The sequence below is a fragment of the Aeromonas sp. PrichA-15 genome (assembly GCF_017939245.1).
In the GTDB taxonomy this organism is placed as follows: domain Bacteria; phylum Pseudomonadota; class Gammaproteobacteria; order Enterobacterales; family Aeromonadaceae; genus Aeromonas; species Aeromonas caviae.
The window spans coordinates 1-16,933 of sequence record NZ_JAGKRH010000078.1 but is presented as its reverse complement, the minus strand read 5'-3'; the positions used below and the strand labels follow the sequence as shown (position 1 = coordinate 16,933).

19 protein-coding genes are annotated in these 16,933 nt (G+C 62.4%); all 19 read left to right on the top strand.

What is annotated here, in order from left to right; all coding sequences use genetic code 11:
- Nucleotides 1–10 precede the first annotated feature (10 nt).
- The 19 genes from J9889_RS12195 to J9889_RS12105 all read left to right on the top strand — a co-directional run bounded on the left by J9889_RS12195 (nucleotide 11) and on the right by J9889_RS12105 (nucleotide 16,725).
- Nucleotides 11–751, top strand: coding sequence for a protein phosphatase CheZ (locus J9889_RS12195; RefSeq protein ID WP_010673935.1), 741 nt, complete (start codon nucleotides 11–13; stop codon nucleotides 749–751).
- Nucleotides 752–762: 11 nt separating this feature from the next.
- Complete coding sequence (locus J9889_RS12190; protein ID WP_210556839.1) at nucleotides 763–2,913, top strand: chemotaxis protein CheA; 2,151 nt, start codon at nucleotides 763–765, stop codon at nucleotides 2,911–2,913.
- Nucleotides 2,914–2,944: 31 nt separating this feature from the next.
- A complete protein-coding gene (locus J9889_RS12185) occupies nucleotides 2,945–4,060 on the top strand; it encodes a chemotaxis response regulator protein-glutamate methylesterase (protein ID WP_210556837.1) in 1,116 nt (371 codons plus the stop codon).
- 2 nt (nucleotides 4,061–4,062) lie between these two features.
- Nucleotides 4,063–4,800 carry a flagellar motor protein gene (locus J9889_RS12180; RefSeq protein ID WP_042016381.1) on the top strand — a complete coding sequence of 246 codons (738 nt, stop codon included), beginning with the start codon at nucleotides 4,063–4,065 and terminating at the stop codon, nucleotides 4,798–4,800.
- Between the two features lie 2 nt (nucleotides 4,801–4,802).
- Complete coding sequence (locus J9889_RS12175; RefSeq protein WP_134996662.1) at nucleotides 4,803–5,711, top strand: OmpA family protein; 909 nt, start codon at nucleotides 4,803–4,805, stop codon at nucleotides 5,709–5,711.
- Between the two features lie 4 nt (nucleotides 5,712–5,715).
- Complete coding sequence (locus J9889_RS12170; RefSeq protein ID WP_010673940.1) at nucleotides 5,716–6,510, top strand: ParA family protein; 795 nt, start codon at nucleotides 5,716–5,718, stop codon at nucleotides 6,508–6,510.
- Nucleotides 6,507–7,373, top strand: coding sequence for a chemotaxis protein CheW (locus J9889_RS12165; protein WP_210556835.1), 867 nt, complete (start codon nucleotides 6,507–6,509; stop codon nucleotides 7,371–7,373). Before J9889_RS12170 ends, J9889_RS12165 begins: the two co-directional genes overlap by 4 nt.
- Nucleotides 7,374–7,442: 69 nt before the next feature.
- The gene (locus J9889_RS12160; protein ID WP_010673942.1) at nucleotides 7,443–7,931 is read left to right on the top strand and encodes a chemotaxis protein CheW; all 489 of its coding nucleotides are present in this window, start codon (nucleotides 7,443–7,445) and stop codon (nucleotides 7,929–7,931) included.
- 71 nt (nucleotides 7,932–8,002) lie between these two features.
- Nucleotides 8,003–8,389 (top strand): DUF2802 domain-containing protein, encoded by a 387-nt coding sequence (locus tag J9889_RS12155; RefSeq protein ID WP_010673943.1) that lies wholly within the window; start codon nucleotides 8,003–8,005, stop codon nucleotides 8,387–8,389.
- A gap of 219 nt (nucleotides 8,390–8,608) precedes the next feature.
- The gene (gene ccmA, locus J9889_RS12150) at nucleotides 8,609–9,244 is read left to right on the top strand and encodes a cytochrome c biogenesis heme-transporting ATPase CcmA (RefSeq protein ID WP_210556833.1); all 636 of its coding nucleotides are present in this window, start codon (nucleotides 8,609–8,611) and stop codon (nucleotides 9,242–9,244) included.
- 3 nt (nucleotides 9,245–9,247) lie between these two features.
- Entirely contained in the window at nucleotides 9,248–9,916 is a 669-nt protein-coding gene (ccmB, locus tag J9889_RS12145; RefSeq protein ID WP_182721774.1) for a heme exporter protein CcmB, read from the top strand.
- 166 nt (nucleotides 9,917–10,082) lie between these two features.
- A complete protein-coding gene (locus tag J9889_RS12140) occupies nucleotides 10,083–10,823 on the top strand; it encodes a heme ABC transporter permease (protein WP_010673946.1) in 741 nt (246 codons plus the stop codon).
- A 2-nt stretch (nucleotides 10,824–10,825) separates the two neighbouring features.
- The gene (gene ccmD / locus J9889_RS12135) at nucleotides 10,826–11,032 is read left to right on the top strand and encodes a heme exporter protein CcmD (RefSeq protein ID WP_039039901.1); all 207 of its coding nucleotides are present in this window, start codon (nucleotides 10,826–10,828) and stop codon (nucleotides 11,030–11,032) included.
- Complete coding sequence (ccmE, locus tag J9889_RS12130; protein ID WP_010673948.1) at nucleotides 11,029–11,520, top strand: cytochrome c maturation protein CcmE; 492 nt, start codon at nucleotides 11,029–11,031, stop codon at nucleotides 11,518–11,520. The genes ccmD and ccmE overlap by 4 nt, the downstream gene beginning before the upstream one ends.
- Before the next feature lie 79 nt (nucleotides 11,521–11,599).
- A complete protein-coding gene (locus J9889_RS12125; protein WP_041212639.1) occupies nucleotides 11,600–13,555 on the top strand; it encodes a heme lyase CcmF/NrfE family subunit in 1,956 nt (651 codons plus the stop codon).
- Nucleotides 13,552–14,082 carry a DsbE family thiol:disulfide interchange protein gene (locus J9889_RS12120; protein ID WP_041215578.1) on the top strand — a complete coding sequence of 177 codons (531 nt, stop codon included), beginning with the start codon at nucleotides 13,552–13,554 and terminating at the stop codon, nucleotides 14,080–14,082. The genes J9889_RS12125 and J9889_RS12120 overlap by 4 nt, the downstream gene beginning before the upstream one ends.
- Before the next feature lie 10 nt (nucleotides 14,083–14,092).
- The gene (locus J9889_RS12115; protein ID WP_182721776.1) at nucleotides 14,093–14,575 is read left to right on the top strand and encodes a cytochrome c-type biogenesis protein; all 483 of its coding nucleotides are present in this window, start codon (nucleotides 14,093–14,095) and stop codon (nucleotides 14,573–14,575) included.
- Nucleotides 14,572–15,834, top strand: coding sequence for a c-type cytochrome biogenesis protein CcmI (gene ccmI / locus J9889_RS12110; RefSeq protein ID WP_210556832.1), 1,263 nt, complete (start codon nucleotides 14,572–14,574; stop codon nucleotides 15,832–15,834). The genes J9889_RS12115 and ccmI overlap by 4 nt, the downstream gene beginning before the upstream one ends.
- A 78-nt stretch (nucleotides 15,835–15,912) precedes the next feature.
- Nucleotides 15,913–16,725 (top strand): VacJ family lipoprotein, encoded by an 813-nt coding sequence (locus J9889_RS12105; RefSeq protein WP_029314176.1) that lies wholly within the window; start codon nucleotides 15,913–15,915, stop codon nucleotides 16,723–16,725.
- Nucleotides 16,726–16,933: the final 208 nt, after the last annotated feature.

The following is a 16,933-nucleotide window of genomic DNA, read 5'->3' as shown; positions in this document are numbered from 1 at the left end:
AGCGGCAGGGATGAAGGCCAAAACGAGTGCCATGATCTCGCTTGACCAGGCAAGGATGCTGGTTGCCCACCTGGAGCGGGAAGAGTTTGAACAGGCCGATACCATCCTCGCCGATGTGTGCGCCCCCAATGCGGCGGCCCTGTTTGACAAGGTGGGGCAGCTGACCCGCCAATTGCACAACTCATTGCAGGATTTTCGCCTGGATCCCAGGATCCCCGACCTGGCCACCCATGAGATCCCGGATGCCCGGGAGCGTCTGAGCTATGTCATCGACATGACGGACAAGGCGGCCAATCGCACCATGGATGCGGTCGAGGCAAGCCTTCCCATCGCCGATCGACTCAACGACAACATTCAGCTGGTCATGCCCAACTGGAATGCCCTGATGAGCCGGGATCTCGAGCTGGGTCAATTCAAGGCGCTGTGCCATCAACTGAATGATTTTATTAAGGCTTCTGAGACGGATGCCGATAAGTTACGACAACTGCTGACGGAAATTCTGATGGCTCAGGATTTCCAGGACCTGACCGGTCAGATGATCCGCAAGGTGATCAAACTGGTGCAGGAAGTTGAAACGAAGTTGATAGAGATGCTGACCATGTTCGGTGAGGGCGTTAGCGACAATTCGGCACGTAGCCTGCCAGCGAGCGGCATCGAGGCGGAAGGCCCCATCATGAACCCGCAGACCCGCTCAGATGTGGTCAATGGTCAAGATGATGTGGACGATCTGCTGTCTAGCCTGGGATTCTAATGGAGTGACGCATGGCCTTCGAAGTTGATGAAGACATACTGCAAGACTTTTTGGTCGAAGCATCAGAAATATTGGAACAGTTGTCTGAACAACTGGTCGACTTGGAAAAGCGGCCCGATGACAAGAACCTGTTGAACGCCATCTTCCGCGGCTTCCACACCGTCAAGGGGGGAGCGGGCTTCCTCTCCCTCACCGAACTGGTGGATGTCTGTCACGGTGCCGAGAACCTGTTCGACATGCTGCGCAACGGCAAGCGGACCCTCAGTGCCGAGCTGATGGATGTCATCTTGCAGGCGCTGGATGCCATCAACGTCATGTTTGCCCAGGTCCAGAACCGCGAAGAGATAAGCCCCGCTTCTCCCGATCTGCTGCACGATCTGCACGAGCTGTGCAAGCCGGAAGGGCAGGAGCAGCTGCGTACCGCCAGCGTGGCGGCCCAGCCAGCACCCGAGCCTGAGCCCGAACCAGAACCCGAGGTCATCGCCGAGGTGGCGCCTGTCGCCGTCAATGGCGGTGGCTCCATCGACGAGATCTCCGCCGACGAATTTGAACGCCTGCTCGATGAGCTGCACGGTGTCGGCAAAGCGCCGACGGTCTCTGCCGCCCCCGTGCTGAGCGGTTCAGGTGACATCACAGACGACGAATTCGAAGCCCTGCTCGACCAGCTCCATGGTCAGGGCCAGCACGGTGGTGCCCCCGATCTGGCCCCCCTGCAGTCGGTCCAGAAAGAGGTGGACGAGCTCATCGACGACGATGAGTTCGAGCGCCTGCTGGATGAACTGCACGGCCGTGGGCAGGGGCCCCAGCACAGTCTGGCATCTGCTCCTACGCCCGCTCCCGAACCCAAGGCTCCGGCACCCGCTGCCCCCGCAGCCCCGGTGACGCAGCCCAAGGCGCCAGTGGCCGCCAAACCCGCACCGGCAGAGCCCCCAGCGCCAGCCAAGGCCGCCCCTGCCAAGCAGGCCGCTCCCGCCGAGAGCAGCGCGGTACAGAGCGATACCACGGTGCGGGTGGATACCAAGACCCTGGACGTCATCATGAACATGGTGGGCGAACTGGTGCTGGTGAGAAACCGCCTGGTGAGCCTCGGCATCGCCAGCAATGACGAAGAGATGTCCAAGGCTGTCGCGAACCTCGACGTCGTGACCGCCGATCTGCAGGGCGCGGTCATGAAGACCCGCATGCAGCCTATCAAGAAAGTATTCGGCCGCTTCCCGCGTGTGGTGCGCGACCTGGCTCGTACCCTCAAGAAGGAGATCGAGCTGGTGATGGTGGGTGAGGACACGGATCTGGACAAGAACCTGGTGGAGGCCCTGGCCGACCCCCTGGTTCACCTGGTGCGCAACTCCTGCGACCATGGCGTCGAGATGCCGGACGTGCGCGAGAAAGCGGGCAAACCCCGTCAGGGTACCATCACCCTGAGCGCCTCCCAGCAAGGGGACCACATTCTGCTCTGCATCGAGGATGACGGCGCAGGGATGGACCCGGAGAAGCTCAAGTCGATCGCCATCAGCCGTGGCGTGCTCGATGCTGACAGCGCAGCGCGCATGAGCGACAACGATGCCTACAACCTGATCTTCGCCCCCGGCTTCTCCACCAAGTCGGAGATCTCCGACATCTCCGGCCGTGGAGTGGGCATGGACGTGGTGAAGACCAGCATCGTCAGCCTCAATGGCTCGGTGCACATCGATTCCACCTGGGGCAAGGGCACCCGTCTCGAGATCAAGGTTCCCCTGACCCTGGCCATTCTGCCGACCCTGATGGTGGAGGTGGGTCAACAGACCTTCGCCCTGCCCCTCGGTTGCGTGAATGAAATTTTCCACCTGGATCTGAAAAAGGCCAACGTGGTGGATGGCCAGCTCACCATCATCGTCCGTGACAAGGCGATTCCGCTGTTCTACCTGCACAAGTGGCTGGTACGCGGTGCCGGCAAGACGGCCCGCCAGGACCAGGGCCACGTGGTCATCGTCCAGATCGGCACCCAGCAGGTCGGCTTCGTGGTAGACAACCTCATCGGTCAGGAAGAGGTGGTGATAAAGCCCCTGGACAACCTGCTGCAAGGTACCCCCGGCATGGCCGGCGCTACCATTACCAGCGACGGCGGCATCGCCCTCATTCTGGATGTGCCCAGCCTGCTTAAGGCCTATGCCCGTCGCCACTGAGCGCCAGGCTCAAGGAGTTAAAAGAATAACAATGGCAGTCAAGGTATTAGTGGTCGACGATTCGAGTTTCTTCCGCCGTCGGGTCAGCGAGATCATCAATCAGGATCCCCTGATGACGGTGATCGACACGGCCCAGAACGGGCGGGAGGCGGTAGACAAGGCGCAGCAGTTGCGGCCAGACGTCATTACCATGGACATTGAAATGCCGGTGCTCGACGGCATCAGCGCCGTGCGCGAGATCATGGCCAAGTGTCCGACCCCCATCCTGATGTTCTCCTCCCTGACCCACGAGGGAGCCAAGGCAACCCTGGATGCGCTGGATGCGGGCGCCCTCGATTTTCTGCCCAAGAAGTTTGCAGACATCGCCCGCGACAAGGACGAAGCCGTCAACCTGCTGCAGCAGCGGGTCAAGGAGATCGCCCGCAAACGCTTCCTGATGGCCACCCGGCCCCGAGCCCCCGAGCCTGCCGTCCGGCCCGCCGTCACGGGGGCCCTGAATCGTCCCTTGGCCGAACGCCAGCCCGAGCCTGCGCGGGCAGCGGCGGCTCCCGCCGCGTTCAAGCGCAGTGGCAAGAGTTACCAGCTGGTTGCCATCGGTACCTCCACCGGCGGGCCGGTGGCACTGCAGAACGTGCTGACCAAGCTGCCGGGAGATTTCCCTCATCCCATCCTGCTGATCCAGCACATGCCGGCCACCTTCACCGCTGCCTTTGCCGCCCGCCTCAACGGGCTGTGCCAGATAGGGGTCAAGGAGGCGCAGGATGGCGACGTGCTCAAGCCGGGTCAGGCCTATCTTGCCCCCGGTGGCAAGCAGATGTTGCTGGAAGGGCGCGGGCCCGGTGCCCGTCTTCGCATCATCGATGGCAATGACAAGGTCAACTACAAACCCTGCGTGGACATTACCTTCGCCTCCGCCGCCAAGACCTATGGCGACAAGGTGCTGGCCATCGTCCTGACCGGCATGGGCGCGGATGGCCGCGACGGTGCCCGTCTGCTCAAGGAGCAGGGGGCGACCATCTGGGCGCAGGATGAAGCCTCCTGCGTGGTCTATGGCATGCCCCAGGCCGTTGCCAAGGCGGGCATAGCAAGCGAATCCCTGCCGCTGGATCGGGTGGCCCAGCGCATTCTGGTCGAGTTGGGTCGCTGACCATGGGCATGCTCGGCCTGGTGCTGGCGCTGGGGGCCGTCGCCATCGCCCAGTGGTGGCATGGCGGGAGCCTGCTGACCCTGCTGGATGGCCCGGCCTTTGTCATCGTCGTCGGGGGAACCTGGGGGGCGGTGATCTTGCAGACTCCCCGCAGGTACCTGCTCAGTGCCCTGAGGCAGGCAACCTGGATGCTGTTTCCGCCGCAGCTGGATCTTGCGGAGCAGGCCGAACGCCTGAAAGCGTGGGCCCAGTTCGCCCGCCAGCAAGGCTTGCTGGCGCTGGAAAACCAGGCCGAGGCCGAGCCCGATCCCTTCACCCGCCAGGGGCTTTCCATGATTGTGGATGGCGTCTCCATCGAGGATATCCGCAGCTTGCTGGAGGCGGACATCGACATCGAGCAGGAGCGCAACGAGCACTCGGCCAGGGTGTTCGAGTCCATGGGGGGGTACAGCCCCACCATCGGCATCATCGGGGCCGTGATTGGCCTCATCCAGGCCATGTTTCATCTGGAGGAGCCAGGCACCCTGGGGGCGGGCATTGCCGTGGCCTTCGTCGCCACCATCTACGGGGTGGGCTTTGCCAACTTGCTCTATCTGCCGATTGCGAATCGGTTGCGCGCCTTCCACTACCATTACGGCCTCTATCAGGAGATGACCCTGGAGGGGCTTCTGGCCATCGCCCACGGGGAGAACGGCCCGCAGGTTGAAAGGCGGTTACGGGCTTATCTGAAAGGGGAGTAGCCATGCGCAAGCGCTATCGTTTGCACCTGCAAGGGCGAGAGCATCTCGATCGCTGGCTGGTCTCCTATGCCGATTACATGACGCTCATCTTCGCCCTTTTCGTGGTGCTCTACTCCGTTGCCATCGTCAACAAGGAGGAGTACCGCGCCGTCATCGAGGGCATGACCCAGGCCTTCAACCAGGCGCCGCGCAGCGATGGCCTGCTGGAAGGACGGGGCAATTCCTTGCTGGACAACCCGGTGTCGGCCGCCCCCAGCCTGCTGGAGAGCCAGGCCTCTGCGTCCCCTTCGCGGGCCCCCATCACGGGTACGCCCGTCTCGCAAGATGGCACGGCTCTTGCGCAGATCGACATGCAGATCCAGGAGTCCATGGGCGCCCTGGTCGATGCGGGGGTGGTGAAGCTTGCGCAGGATGACAACTGGCTGACGGTGGAGTTGAGTTCAGGTCTCCTGTTCAACAGTGGCAGCGCTTTTCTGGGTAACAATGCCGCCCCTGTGCTCGATACGCTTTCAGGTATTCTCAAACCGGTCGATAACTATGTCAGGGTGCGGGGCTACACGGATAACCAACCGATAAACAACGAAATTTTCCGCTCCAACTGGACATTGTCAGCGGCCCGCGCCGAGGCAGTGCTCAATGCCCTGGTGGGCAAAGGGGTGGCTCCCGGTCGGCTCGCCTACGAGGCGTACGGAGAGTTTTCCCCCTTCGTCGACAATGGCACCGAGCAGGGACGATTACAGAATCGCAAGGTGGTGGTCGCCATATCCAGGTTCGCCTGGGTGCCGCCAGCCCCCGTCAAACCGCTGACGGTGGCACCGGTGCAGGACGCACCGCAGAGTGTCGACAGTGAAAAGATCAGGGTGATCGCGCTGCCCGGTGGGGGCATACGCATAACAACAAGGCAGGATTGATATAGTGATTGTTTGGACGGTTGCCAATCAGAAAGGTGGAGTCGGTAAAACCACCACGGTCGTCTCCCTGGCGGGCATTCTGGCCCAGCGTGGCCAGCGGGTACTGCTGATCGACACCGACCCCCACGCCTCCCTGACCTCCTATCTCGATTTCGACTCGGACAGGCTGGAAGGCACCCTGTACGAGTTGTTCCAGGCGGCCAAACCCAGCGCCGAGCTGGTCAACCGGATGACCCTCAAGACCCGATTCGAGAACATCAGCCTGCTGCCCGCCTCGATTACCCTGGCCACGCTGGATCGGGTGATGGGCAACCGGGAAGGGATGGGGCTGGTGCTCAAGCGCGCTCTGCTGCGGGTGCAGGATCAGTTCGACTACGTGCTCATCGACTGCCCGCCGGTGCTGGGGGTCATGATGGTGAACGCGCTGGCGGCCTGCGATCGCATCCTGGTGCCGGTACAGACCGAATTCCTGGCCCTCAAGGGGCTGGAGCGGATGATGAAGACCTTCGAGATCATGCAGCGCTCCAAGCGGGAGAAGTTCCGCTACACCATCATTCCGACCATGTTTGACAAGCGTACCCGCGCCTCCCTGATGACATTGCAGTCCATCAAGGAGCAGTATGGGGAGGCGGTGTGGAATGCGGTCATTCCCATCGACACCAAATTCAGGGATGCCAGTCTGGTGCACATTCCTCCCTCCATCTATGCACCGGGCAGCCGGGGCACCTATGCCTATGAGACCCTGCTCAACCATCTCGACGCGCTGGAGCGTCAACGGACCCAGGAGGTGATGCCGTGAGAGAGACCACCCAGGTTCGGGCCATGGACGACTATTTCCACTCCCTGCTGCTGGACGATGCCCTGCTGCGGGAAGATCCCGAAGACGAAGCACCGACCCCTGCGTTGCAACGTCAGACCGTCGCCGTGCCGGAGGTGGCTGGCACCCCCTATCTTGAAGCCGATACCCGACTGGCCCAGCTGAGCGAGCTGCTTGCCCAGGTGGGACAGGTCCAGTTCGAGATGGATGCCCTGAGCCACGAAGAGGTGCATGTCGAGCCATTCCAGCTCGAGGCGGAGGTGGTTGACAGTGAGCCTCTGGTCGCTCTGGCAGAGCCGGTGGTGGAAGCCGTGGTGGAGGAGGTCGAGCCCGTCGCCCTCGTGGTGGCAGAACCCGCGCCCGTCCTCGAGGCGGCGCCCGCACCGTCGACCTGGGAGAACCTGGATACCGGCAACGATTTTCAGGCGCTCTTCTTCGACGTGGCCGGGGTGACGTTTGCGGTGCCTCTGACCGAGTTGGGGGGCATCCATCAACTGGGGGAGGTGACCTCTCTCTTCGGCCAGCCGGGCTGGTACAAGGGGATCATGACCTCCCGCGAGCAGAAGATGAACGTGGTGGACACGGCCCAGTGGGTCATGCCGGGCCAGCATCTGGAGATGGACGATTACAAATATCTGATTATGCTGGGAGAATCACCCTGGGGATTGGCCTGTCACCAGTTGAAGGGCACAGAACTGCTGCACCGGGACCAGGTGAAGTGGCGCCATCAGGAGGGCAAGCGCCCCTGGTTGGCCGGCATGGTCAAGGAGAAGATGTGTGCCCTGCTGCACGTCAGGGAGCTCTTGCTGCTGCTTGGCCGGGGCGTGAACATCGAAGGCCGCTGACAACATCGGCATCGCCATGGTTTTATTGCTAATTTTACCCGTTGACGGGTTCATACAAGGATCAAGAAGATGACAGAGAAGCGCAATATTGCACAGAATCTGGCCGAAGACGAAGTGCTGCAGTGGGTGACCTTCCAGTTGGAAAACGAGACCTATGGCATCAACGTGATGCAGGTTCAGGAAGTGTTGCGCTACACCGAGATCGCTCCGGTCCCGGGTGCACCTGACTACGTGCTGGGTATCATCAACCTGCGTGGCAACGTGGTGACCGTCATCGATACCCGCTCCCGTTTCGGCCTGCCGGCCGGGGACGTGAGCGAGAACTCCCGCATCGTCATCATCGAGGCGGAGAAGCAGGTGATCGGCATCATGGTGGACAGCGTGGCCGAGGTGGTCTATCTGCGCTCCTCCGAGATCGATGCCGCCCCGGCGGTGGGCACCGAGGAGAGCGCCAAGTTCATCCAGGGCGTCAGCAACCGTGACGGCCAACTGCTGATCCTGGTGGATCTCAACAAGCTGCTCTCCGACGAAGAGTGGGAAGACATTGGTTCCCTGTAACAGGGACGGGAACGTGCGGACGGGGGCGATGGCACCTGTCCGCCTCCCTGTGACGGTAAGGTGATGGTTTGATGATTGAATTTGCAGCCTTGGGGTTGTCCTTGCTCGCACTGGTGCTGGCCCTTTACGGGATCCTGGGGCACCGTCGTCGCCAGCGAGAGTCCGAGGCCAGGGTGGAAGCGCTGCAGGGGCAGCTCGAGAGTCTGCGCAAGCAGATGATGGAGCTGCACACGGGCGCCATCGGCATGGGTCAGCGTCTGCAAGCCGCAGAAGGGGCCATGCAGAAGATCCACGACAGCCAGCAGGAGCTGACGTTGCAGGATCCGGAGCGCCGCCTCTACAGCCGCGCCGCCAAGATGGTGGAGCTTGGTGCCGATCTGGACGAGGTGATGAGCGAGTGCGAGTTGCCCCAGGCGGAAGCGGAGCTGCTTATTTCCTTGCGAAAGGGACGCAGCTGACGGATGTGTCGCGGGGAGGCCGGTGCCTCCCCGCTTTCTGTTCGACCCGTGGCCACCTCTTTCTCGATGCCGGGACAGTGGATAATCCTTTGGCATCAATCTCTTTGGTGGGGGCGCGATCTTCCCCACAAATCCTGTTGATTATTGGCATCTTTGAAAAGACGCCTCCGGATCCTGTGTTAAGATGCAGGCAGCCTCATTTTCAACGATTACATCCCCATGCTGCTTCAAGCGAACAATCTGAGCTGCGTGCGTGAAGATCGCACCCTGTTTGAACATCTCTCCTTCGCGGTGCGTGCCGGGGATTTGATGCAGATTGAGGGTCCCAACGGGGTGGGCAAGACCAGCCTGTTGCGCCTGCTCACCGGCCTCTCCCAGCCCTTTGCTGGCGAGGTGTGCTGGAATGGGGAGAATATCCGCCATTGCCGGGATGAATACCACGCCAGCCTGCTTTACCTGGGCCATCAGCCCGGCGTCAAGGCGACCCTGACCCCCCTTGAGAATCTCTCCTTCTACCAGAAGCTTCATTGCCCTGCCGGGGACGGCGTGGATCTCTGGCGGGTGCTGGCCCAGGTCGGCCTCGCCGGTTTCGAAGACTATCCCGCGGGACAGCTCTCCGCCGGGCAGCAGCGACGGGTGGCGTTGGCCAGGCTGTGGCTGAGCGAGCGACCGGCGCTCTGGATCCTGGACGAGCCCTTCACCGCCATCGACAAGCAGGGGGTCAGGGTGCTGGAGCAGTTGTTCCTCGCCCACGCGGACAGGGGGGGCATGGTGGTCCTTACGACCCACCAGGATCTGACCCTGATGCAGGGGCGGCTCAAGACCCTCTCCCTGACCTCGCTGTTGCAGGAGTAGCCCATGCTGCACGCCGTCATACACCTTATTCACCGCGAGTTGCTGATGGCCCTGCGCCAGCGCGCCGACATCTTCAACCCGCTCTGGTTCTTCCTCATCGTCATCACCCTGTTTCCATTGGGGATCGGGCCCGAGCCCCAGTTGCTGGCCCGCATCGCTCCCGGCATCATCTGGGTGGCGGCCCTGCTGGCGGCCATGCTCTCCCTGGAGCGGCTGTTTCGTGACGACTTCAGTGACGGCGCCCTGGAGCAGATGATGCTGATGCCCCATCCCCTGGGGTTGCTGGCCCTGGCCAAAGTGATCGCTCACTGGTTGCTGACCGGTCTGCCGCTGTTGCTGGTCTCCCCCTTGCTCGCCATCCTGCTCTCCCTGGAGCTGAAGACCTATCTGGCCGTGGTGGCCACCCTGGCGCTCGGTACACCGGTGCTGAGCCTGCTCGGGGCGGTCGGAGTGGCGCTGACCGCAGGGCTGCGCAAGGGGGGCGTGCTGCTCAGCCTGTTGTTGCTGCCGCTCTATATTCCGGTGCTTATCTTCGCCACGTCCGCCATCGACGCGGCGAGCATGGGGTTGCCCTACGGGGGTCAGCTCGCCATCCTGGGGGCCATGCTGGTGGGGGCATTGACCCTGACACCCCTGGCCATCTCGGCGGCGCTGCGGGTGAGTGTCAACTGATTGATTTGGTGAAAAGATTTTCGTTTGAAGCCTTGTTAGGGGCGAGATAGTTGAGATAGATCAAGGGGATGGCTGCTTATTGCTTTCGGGGGATATGATGTTTTTCCCCCATGGGTATGGTAGCCCTCGCCACTTAAAAATTAATAACTGAAAGGTTTCGTGAGCTATGTGGAAATGGTTGCACCCTTATGCCAAACCCGAGCGCGCCTATGGGCTGGCCGGCACCCTGCTGCCCTGGTTTGCCGTGACAAGCCTGCTCGCCTTCATCATCGGCACCGTCTGGGGGCTGGCTTTCGCACCCGCCGATTACCAGCAGGGCGACTCTTTCAGGATCATCTATATCCATGTGCCCTCCGCCATCCTCTCCATGGGCGCCTACTCCACCATGGCGGTGGCCGCCTTCATTGGCCTGGTGTGGCAACTGCGCATGGCAGACATGACGGTGGCGGCCATCGCCCCGGTGGGGGCCGTCTTCACCTTCATTGCCCTCTTTACCGGCGCCGCCTGGGGCAAACCCATGTGGGGCACCTGGTGGGTGTGGGATGCCCGGCTCACCTCCGAGCTCATCCTGCTGTTCCTCTATCTGGGTGTCATCGCCCTCTACAACGCCTTCAGCGACAAGGTGGTGGCGGGCCGCGCCGCCGGCATCCTGGCGCTGGTCGGGGTGATCAACCTGCCCATCATCCACTACTCGGTGGAGTGGTGGAACACCCTGCACCAGGGGGCCACCATCACCAAGTTTGACAAGCCCTCCATCTCCCCCGAGATGCTGTGGCCGCTGCTCATCATGATCCTGGCGTTCGCCGCGTTTCTCGGTGCCCTGACCCTGATGCGTTTTCGCAATGAGCTGCTGATGCGGGAGTGGCACCGCCCCTGGGTCGCCGACATCGCCAGGCAGGAGAAGTAAGCATGCACTTTGCCTCGTTCAGTGATTTCATGGCCATGGGAGGCTATGCCTTCTACGTCTGGCTCTCCTTCGGTCTGACCCTGCTCTGCCTGGTCGGCATCGTCATTTCCACCCGGTTGAAGACCCGCAGCCTGCTCGGCGAACTGCGCAACAAGCAGGCTCGGGAGGCACGCCGCAAGGCGGCCCAGCAGATGGAGAACACCCTATGAACCCGCGCCGCAAGAAACGCCTCACCATCATCCTGGCCATCAGCCTGGGCCTTGCCAGCGTGACTGGCCTGGTGCTCTATGCCCTGAGCCAGAACATCGACCTCTTCTACACCCCGAGCGAGCTGGTGGAAGGGAAGGGGCCGGAGAAGATCAAGCCCGAGGAGGGGCAGCGCCTGCGCATCGGTGGCCTGGTGGTGCCGGGGTCTGTGGTGCGGGATCCCCAGAGCCTCAAGGTAGCCTTCAAGCTGGTGGACAACGGCGGCCATCTGGTGACGGTGGAGTTTGACGGTATCCTGCCGGACCTGTTCCGCGAGGGGCAGGGCATTGTCGCTCAAGGCACCCTCAAGGATGCCACCACGGTCGCCGCCTTCGAGGTGCTGGCCAAGCACGACGAGAACTACATGCCGCCGGAAGTGGCCGACGCCACCAACGGCATGCACTTCAAGCCCGAATACACAGAGGCGCAGTTGCAGGGAGCCAAGCAATGATGCCGGTATGCGCCAAGAATTCACTTCTTTATACCGCCAAATCGGCAGGTTTCTCCGTGCAATCGAGAGGGAATAGTCAATGATCCCGGAATTAGGGCAGTTCTCACTGATCCTGGCCTTCGCCACCGCCCTGCTGCTGGGCAGTTACCCGCTGATCGGGGCCCATCTCGGTCGTCTTGGCATGATGTCGGCAGCCCGCCCGCTCGCCTACAGCCAGTTTCTGCTGCTGCTGCTGTCGTTTCTCTGCCTCACCTGGGCCTTTATCGACAACGACTTCACCGTGCAGTACGTGGCCACCAACTCCAACAGCCTGCTGCCCCTGCAATACCGCATCTCGGCGGTGTGGGGAGCCCATGAAGGCTCGCTGCTGCTCTGGGTGCTGACCCTGGGAGGCTGGACGGCGGCGGTAGCCCTCTTCAGCCGCCGCCTGCCGCTCGATGCAGTGGCGCGGGTACTCGGGGTGCTCGGCCTTATCTCGGTGGGCTTCACCGCCTTCGTGCTGTTCACCTCGGATCCTTTCACCCGCACCCTGCCGTATTTCCCGGTGGACGGGCGGGATCTCAATCCGCTGCTGCAGGATCCCGGTCTCATCTTCCACCCCCCCATGCTCTACATGGGCTACGTGGGCTTCTCGGTGGCCTTCGCCTTCGCCATCGCCTCCCTGATGACGGGGCGTCTGGACGCCACCTGGGCGCGCTGGTCCCGTCCCTGGACCATGGCGGCCTGGGTCTTCCTGACGCTGGGCATCGTGCTCGGTTCCTGGTGGGCCTATTACGAACTCGGCTGGGGCGGCTGGTGGTTCTGGGACCCGGTGGAAAACGCCTCCTTCATGCCCTGGCTGGCGGGCACGGCCCTGCTCCACTCCCTCGCGGTGAGCGAGAAGCGCGCCACCTTCAAGGCCTGGACCGTGCTGCTGGCGCTCTCGGCCTTCTCCCTGAGCCTGCTCGGCACCTTCCTGGTGCGTTCCGGCGTGCTGGTGTCGGTCCATGCGTTTGCCTCGGACCCGACCCGGGGTCTGTTCATCCTGGGCTTCCTGCTGGCGGTGATAGGCAGCTCCCTATTGCTGTTCGCCTTCAAGGGTTCCCAGGTGAAGAGCCACGGCAAGCATGAGCTGTGGAGCCGCGAGACCCTGCTCCTTGGCAACAACATCCTGCTGGTGGCGGGCCTGCTCACCGTGCTGCTCGGTACCCTGCTGCCCCTGGTGCACAAGGAGCTGGGGCTTGGCAGCATCTCCATCGGCACCCCCTTCTTCAACCACATCTACAGCTGGCTCATCATCCCCTTCGCCCTGCTGCTGGGGGTGGGCCCCCTGTTCCGCTGGCGCCGCCAGGATCTCGGTGAGCTCAAGGGCAAGGTGATGCTCGCCCTGGTGCTGAGCCTGGCCGCGGCTCTGCTGTTGCCCAAACTCTTTGCCGAGGCGTTCAAACCCTGGGCTGCGCTCGGTATCGGGCTTGGCGTCTGGATCATCGTCACCAGCGTGCAGGAGACCTGGGCGCGGGCTACCCACAAACACGGTTTTGCCACCGGCGTGCGCAAGCTTGGCAACAGCCACTGGGCCATGATCCTGGGGCACGTGGGGCTCGCGGTCAGCATCATCGGCATCGCCTGCACCCAGAACTACAGCATCGAGAAGGACCTGCGGATGCAGGCCGGTGATCGCGTCCAGTTCGCCGATTACGAGTTCGTCTTCACCGGGATCAAGGAGAAGAACGGCCCCAACTACGACGGTTTCAAGGGCGTGCTGGAAGTGCACCGGGATGGCAAGCAGGTTGCCCTGCTCAAACCCGAGAAGCGGATGTACACCGTGAGCCGCATGCCGATGACCGAGGCGGCCATCGATGCGGGGGTTACCCGGGATCTCTATGCGGCGCTCGGCGAGCAGCTCGACAACGGCGCCTGGGCGGTACGGATCTACTACAAGCCCTTCGTGCGCTGGATCTGGTTCGGCGGCGTCTTCATGGCCCTCGGCGGCGTGCTGGCCATGCTGGACAAGCGCTACCGCTTCGGACGTCGTGACGAGGAGGCCAAGGCATGAGCAAGAAGACCTGGCTCTATCTGCTGCCCTTCATCATCTTCCTGATGGGGGCCGTGTTTCTGTTCAAGGGGCTCTACTCCGATCCCACCAAGCTCGAATCCGTGATGGTGGACAAGGAGGTGCCCGTGTTCACCCTGCAGGACATCTATGACCTGGGCAAGCAGCACGACAGGAGCATCCTCAAGGGGCGCCCCATGCTGCTCAACGTCTGGGCCACCTGGTGCCCGACCTGTTACGGAGAACACACCTACCTCAAGGAGCTGGCGGGGCAGGGGATCTACATCGTCGGCATGAACTACAAGGATGAGCGTGACAAGGCCATCAAGTGGCTGGCGGAGCTTGGCAATCCCTACCAGGTCAACCTCTACGATCCGGACGGCATGCTGGGGCTGGATCTCGGTGTCTATGGCGCGCCCGAGACCTTCTTCATCGACAGCCAGGGCATCATCCGCTATCGCCACGTGGGGGACATCAACCCAGACGTTTGGGCGTCGACCCTCAAACCCATCTTCGATGCCATGAAGTGAGGCCTCCCCGATGAAAACACTGATTGCATCCCTGTTGCTGCTGGCCGGTCTCGTCTGCGCCGGACAGGCCCGCGCCGCCATCGATGTCTACACCTTCGAGAGCGACGCCCAGGAGCAGACCTTTCGCGAGCTGACTAAGGAGCTGCGCTGCCCCAAGTGCCAGAACCAGGACATCGCGGATTCCAACGCCGGGCTTGCCAAGGATCTGCGGGACAAGACCTACCAGATGGTGCGCGAGGGCAAGGAGAAGCAGGAAGTGGTGGACTACATGGTGGCCCGCTACGGCAACTTCATTCTCTATGATCCCCCCCTGATGGCCTCGACCCTGATCCTCTGGCTTGGCCCCTTGCTGGTCATCGTGATTGGCGTCGCCACCGTGGTGGTGCGAAGCCGCCGCCATGCCCCTGCTCCCTTGCAACAGCCTGAAGGCACCCTGAGTGCAGAAGAGCAGGCCAGGCTGTCCGCCCTGCTCAAAGAGGAAGATAAACCATGACCCCATTCTGGATACTGGGTGCGGCCCTGCTGGTGCTGGCGAGCCTGGCGCTGATCGTGCCGCTGTGGCGCGGCGAGGGCCGGCAGAGCATCAGTCGCTCGGCCCTCAACAAGCAGCTCTATCGCCAGCGCCTGCTGGAGATAGGGGAGGAGCGGGAGCAGGGGATACTGGCGGAGGAGCCGGAATCCCTGGTGGAGCTGCAGCGCAGCCTCCTGGACGACATTCCCGACGTGGAGCAGACCGCCCGTGGCGGCAAGAGCCTGATCTGGATCCCCGGTGTGCTGGTGCTGGCGGTGGTGAGCATCGGCCTCTACGCCAAGCTCGGCGCCTGGCAGGAGGTGAGCCGCTGGCAGGATGCCAGCAGCCGGTTGGGGGAGCTCAGCAATCGCATCCTGGTGGAGCGCGACACCCGGGTGACCGAGCAGGATCTGCTGGACTTCACCCTGGCCCTGCGAACCCGGCTGAAAGAAGAACCGAACGACTACCGTGGCTGGCTGCTGCTGGGGCGCCTGACCCTGGATGGCAATGATCCCGAGATGGCCCGCGAGGCGCTGGAGCGTGCCTACGCTCTCGCGCCCCAGAAGGCCATGGTGGCGGTGCCCTATGCCCAGGCCCTGATGATGACGGGGGAGGAAGCCCGTGCGGATCAACTGTTGCAGGCGGTCATTACCGAGGACCCGGCCAACATCGAGGCTCGCTCCGTCCACGCCTTCATGGCCCTGCAAAAAGAGGATTTCCAGACCGCCCTCGACCGCTGGCAGGGGATGTTGCCGCTGCTGGAGCCGGGCTCGGCCCGCTACACCATGGTGGAACGCTCCATGGAGTACGCCAGGCAGCAGCTTGGCCAGCGTGGCATCGCCGTGACTACCCCGTCTGCCGAAGGCCAGGCACAAGCCGAGGTGCTGGCGGTGAAAGAGGGGGAGTTCCCCCTGCACATCACCCTGGCGCCGGGCATCAAGATGCCGGAAGATGCCCATCTGTTCGTCTTTGCGGTGATCCCCAACGGTCCGCCCATGCCCATCGCGGTCAAGCGCATTGCAGGCCCGCATCTCCCGCTCACCCTCTCCCTGGGGGACGGGGATGCCATGATGGAGGGGAGCAAGCTGGCGGCCCATGCCGAGCTGCAGTTCAAGGCGCGCCTCTCCCGGGGCGGCAACGTCATGAACAAGGAAGGCGCCTTTGAAGGGGTTTCGGTCACCGTGCTGACCAGCACCATCCCCACAGCGCCGATTGACATCCGCATCGATCACGCCCTCTAATACGCTTTTGGCCCACCCCTTGGGGTGGGCCCCCTGTATAATTCATATCAATACCCAAAAAAATCTTAGGACTTTCATATGTATCTGCGTTCAGGAGCATTGGCGGTGGCATTGCTGCTCGCGGGCTGTGCGGGCGGCCCTCCCAAGCCGGGCCCGGAGAGCCTGGATCTCGGTGAGACCCCGAGCCGCCCCGGGGCATCCAGCACGGCCAGCGATCCTCGCGACCCCTTCCAGGGGCCCAACCGTGCCATGTGGGCCGTCAACTATGACGTGCTGGAGCCCTATGTAGCGCGCCCCGTGGTACACGGCTATGCCCGCTATGTCCCGCAAGGAGTGAGGGACAGCATCGAGAATTTCGTGGACAACTTCGACGAACCGAGCAGCATGGTAAACCACCTGCTGGTGGGTGATCTGAAAGGGGCCGGTACTAACCTGGGCCGCTTCACCCTCAACACCACTGTGGGCCTGCTCGGTCTGTTCGACGTGGCCAAGCATGCGGGCCTGGCTCGCAACACGCTGGAAATGGACACCGTGCTCGGCAAGGCCGACATCGGGGATGGCGCCTATCTGATGGTGCCGGTCTACGGTCCCACCACCACCCGTCAACTGGTTGGGGATACCATCGATACCATCTACTTCCCCTATGCCCTGCTGACCTTCCCGCTGAAGGTGGTGCACTGGGCGCTGGATGGCCTCGGTACCCGCTCCAAGCTGATCGATCAGGAGCGCATCATCGACAACGCGCTGGATCCTTACGCCCTGACCAAGGACTTCTACTTGCAGTACAACGATGGCAAGGTGACGGGTCGCAAACCCGAGCTCCAGGAGCAGAAGCCAGAGGCGGCGGATGATGGCAACCTCGACGATTACATGGACGAGATAGACCAGTAAGCACGGTCATCTTCCACAAGGCGCCTACGGGCGCCTTTGTTGTCGATGGCAGGTATTCGACCATAAAAAAAGGTTCTTCGCGGGATCCTGGGAAAGTGGAAGTTGACAGACAGGGTGCTGGTAAACTGGTTGTCTCCAAACACACCACCACCATCACCCTGCTGTCGCCGTGCATCATATTGATATTGCCTCCTTCTGGCCAGGTTAT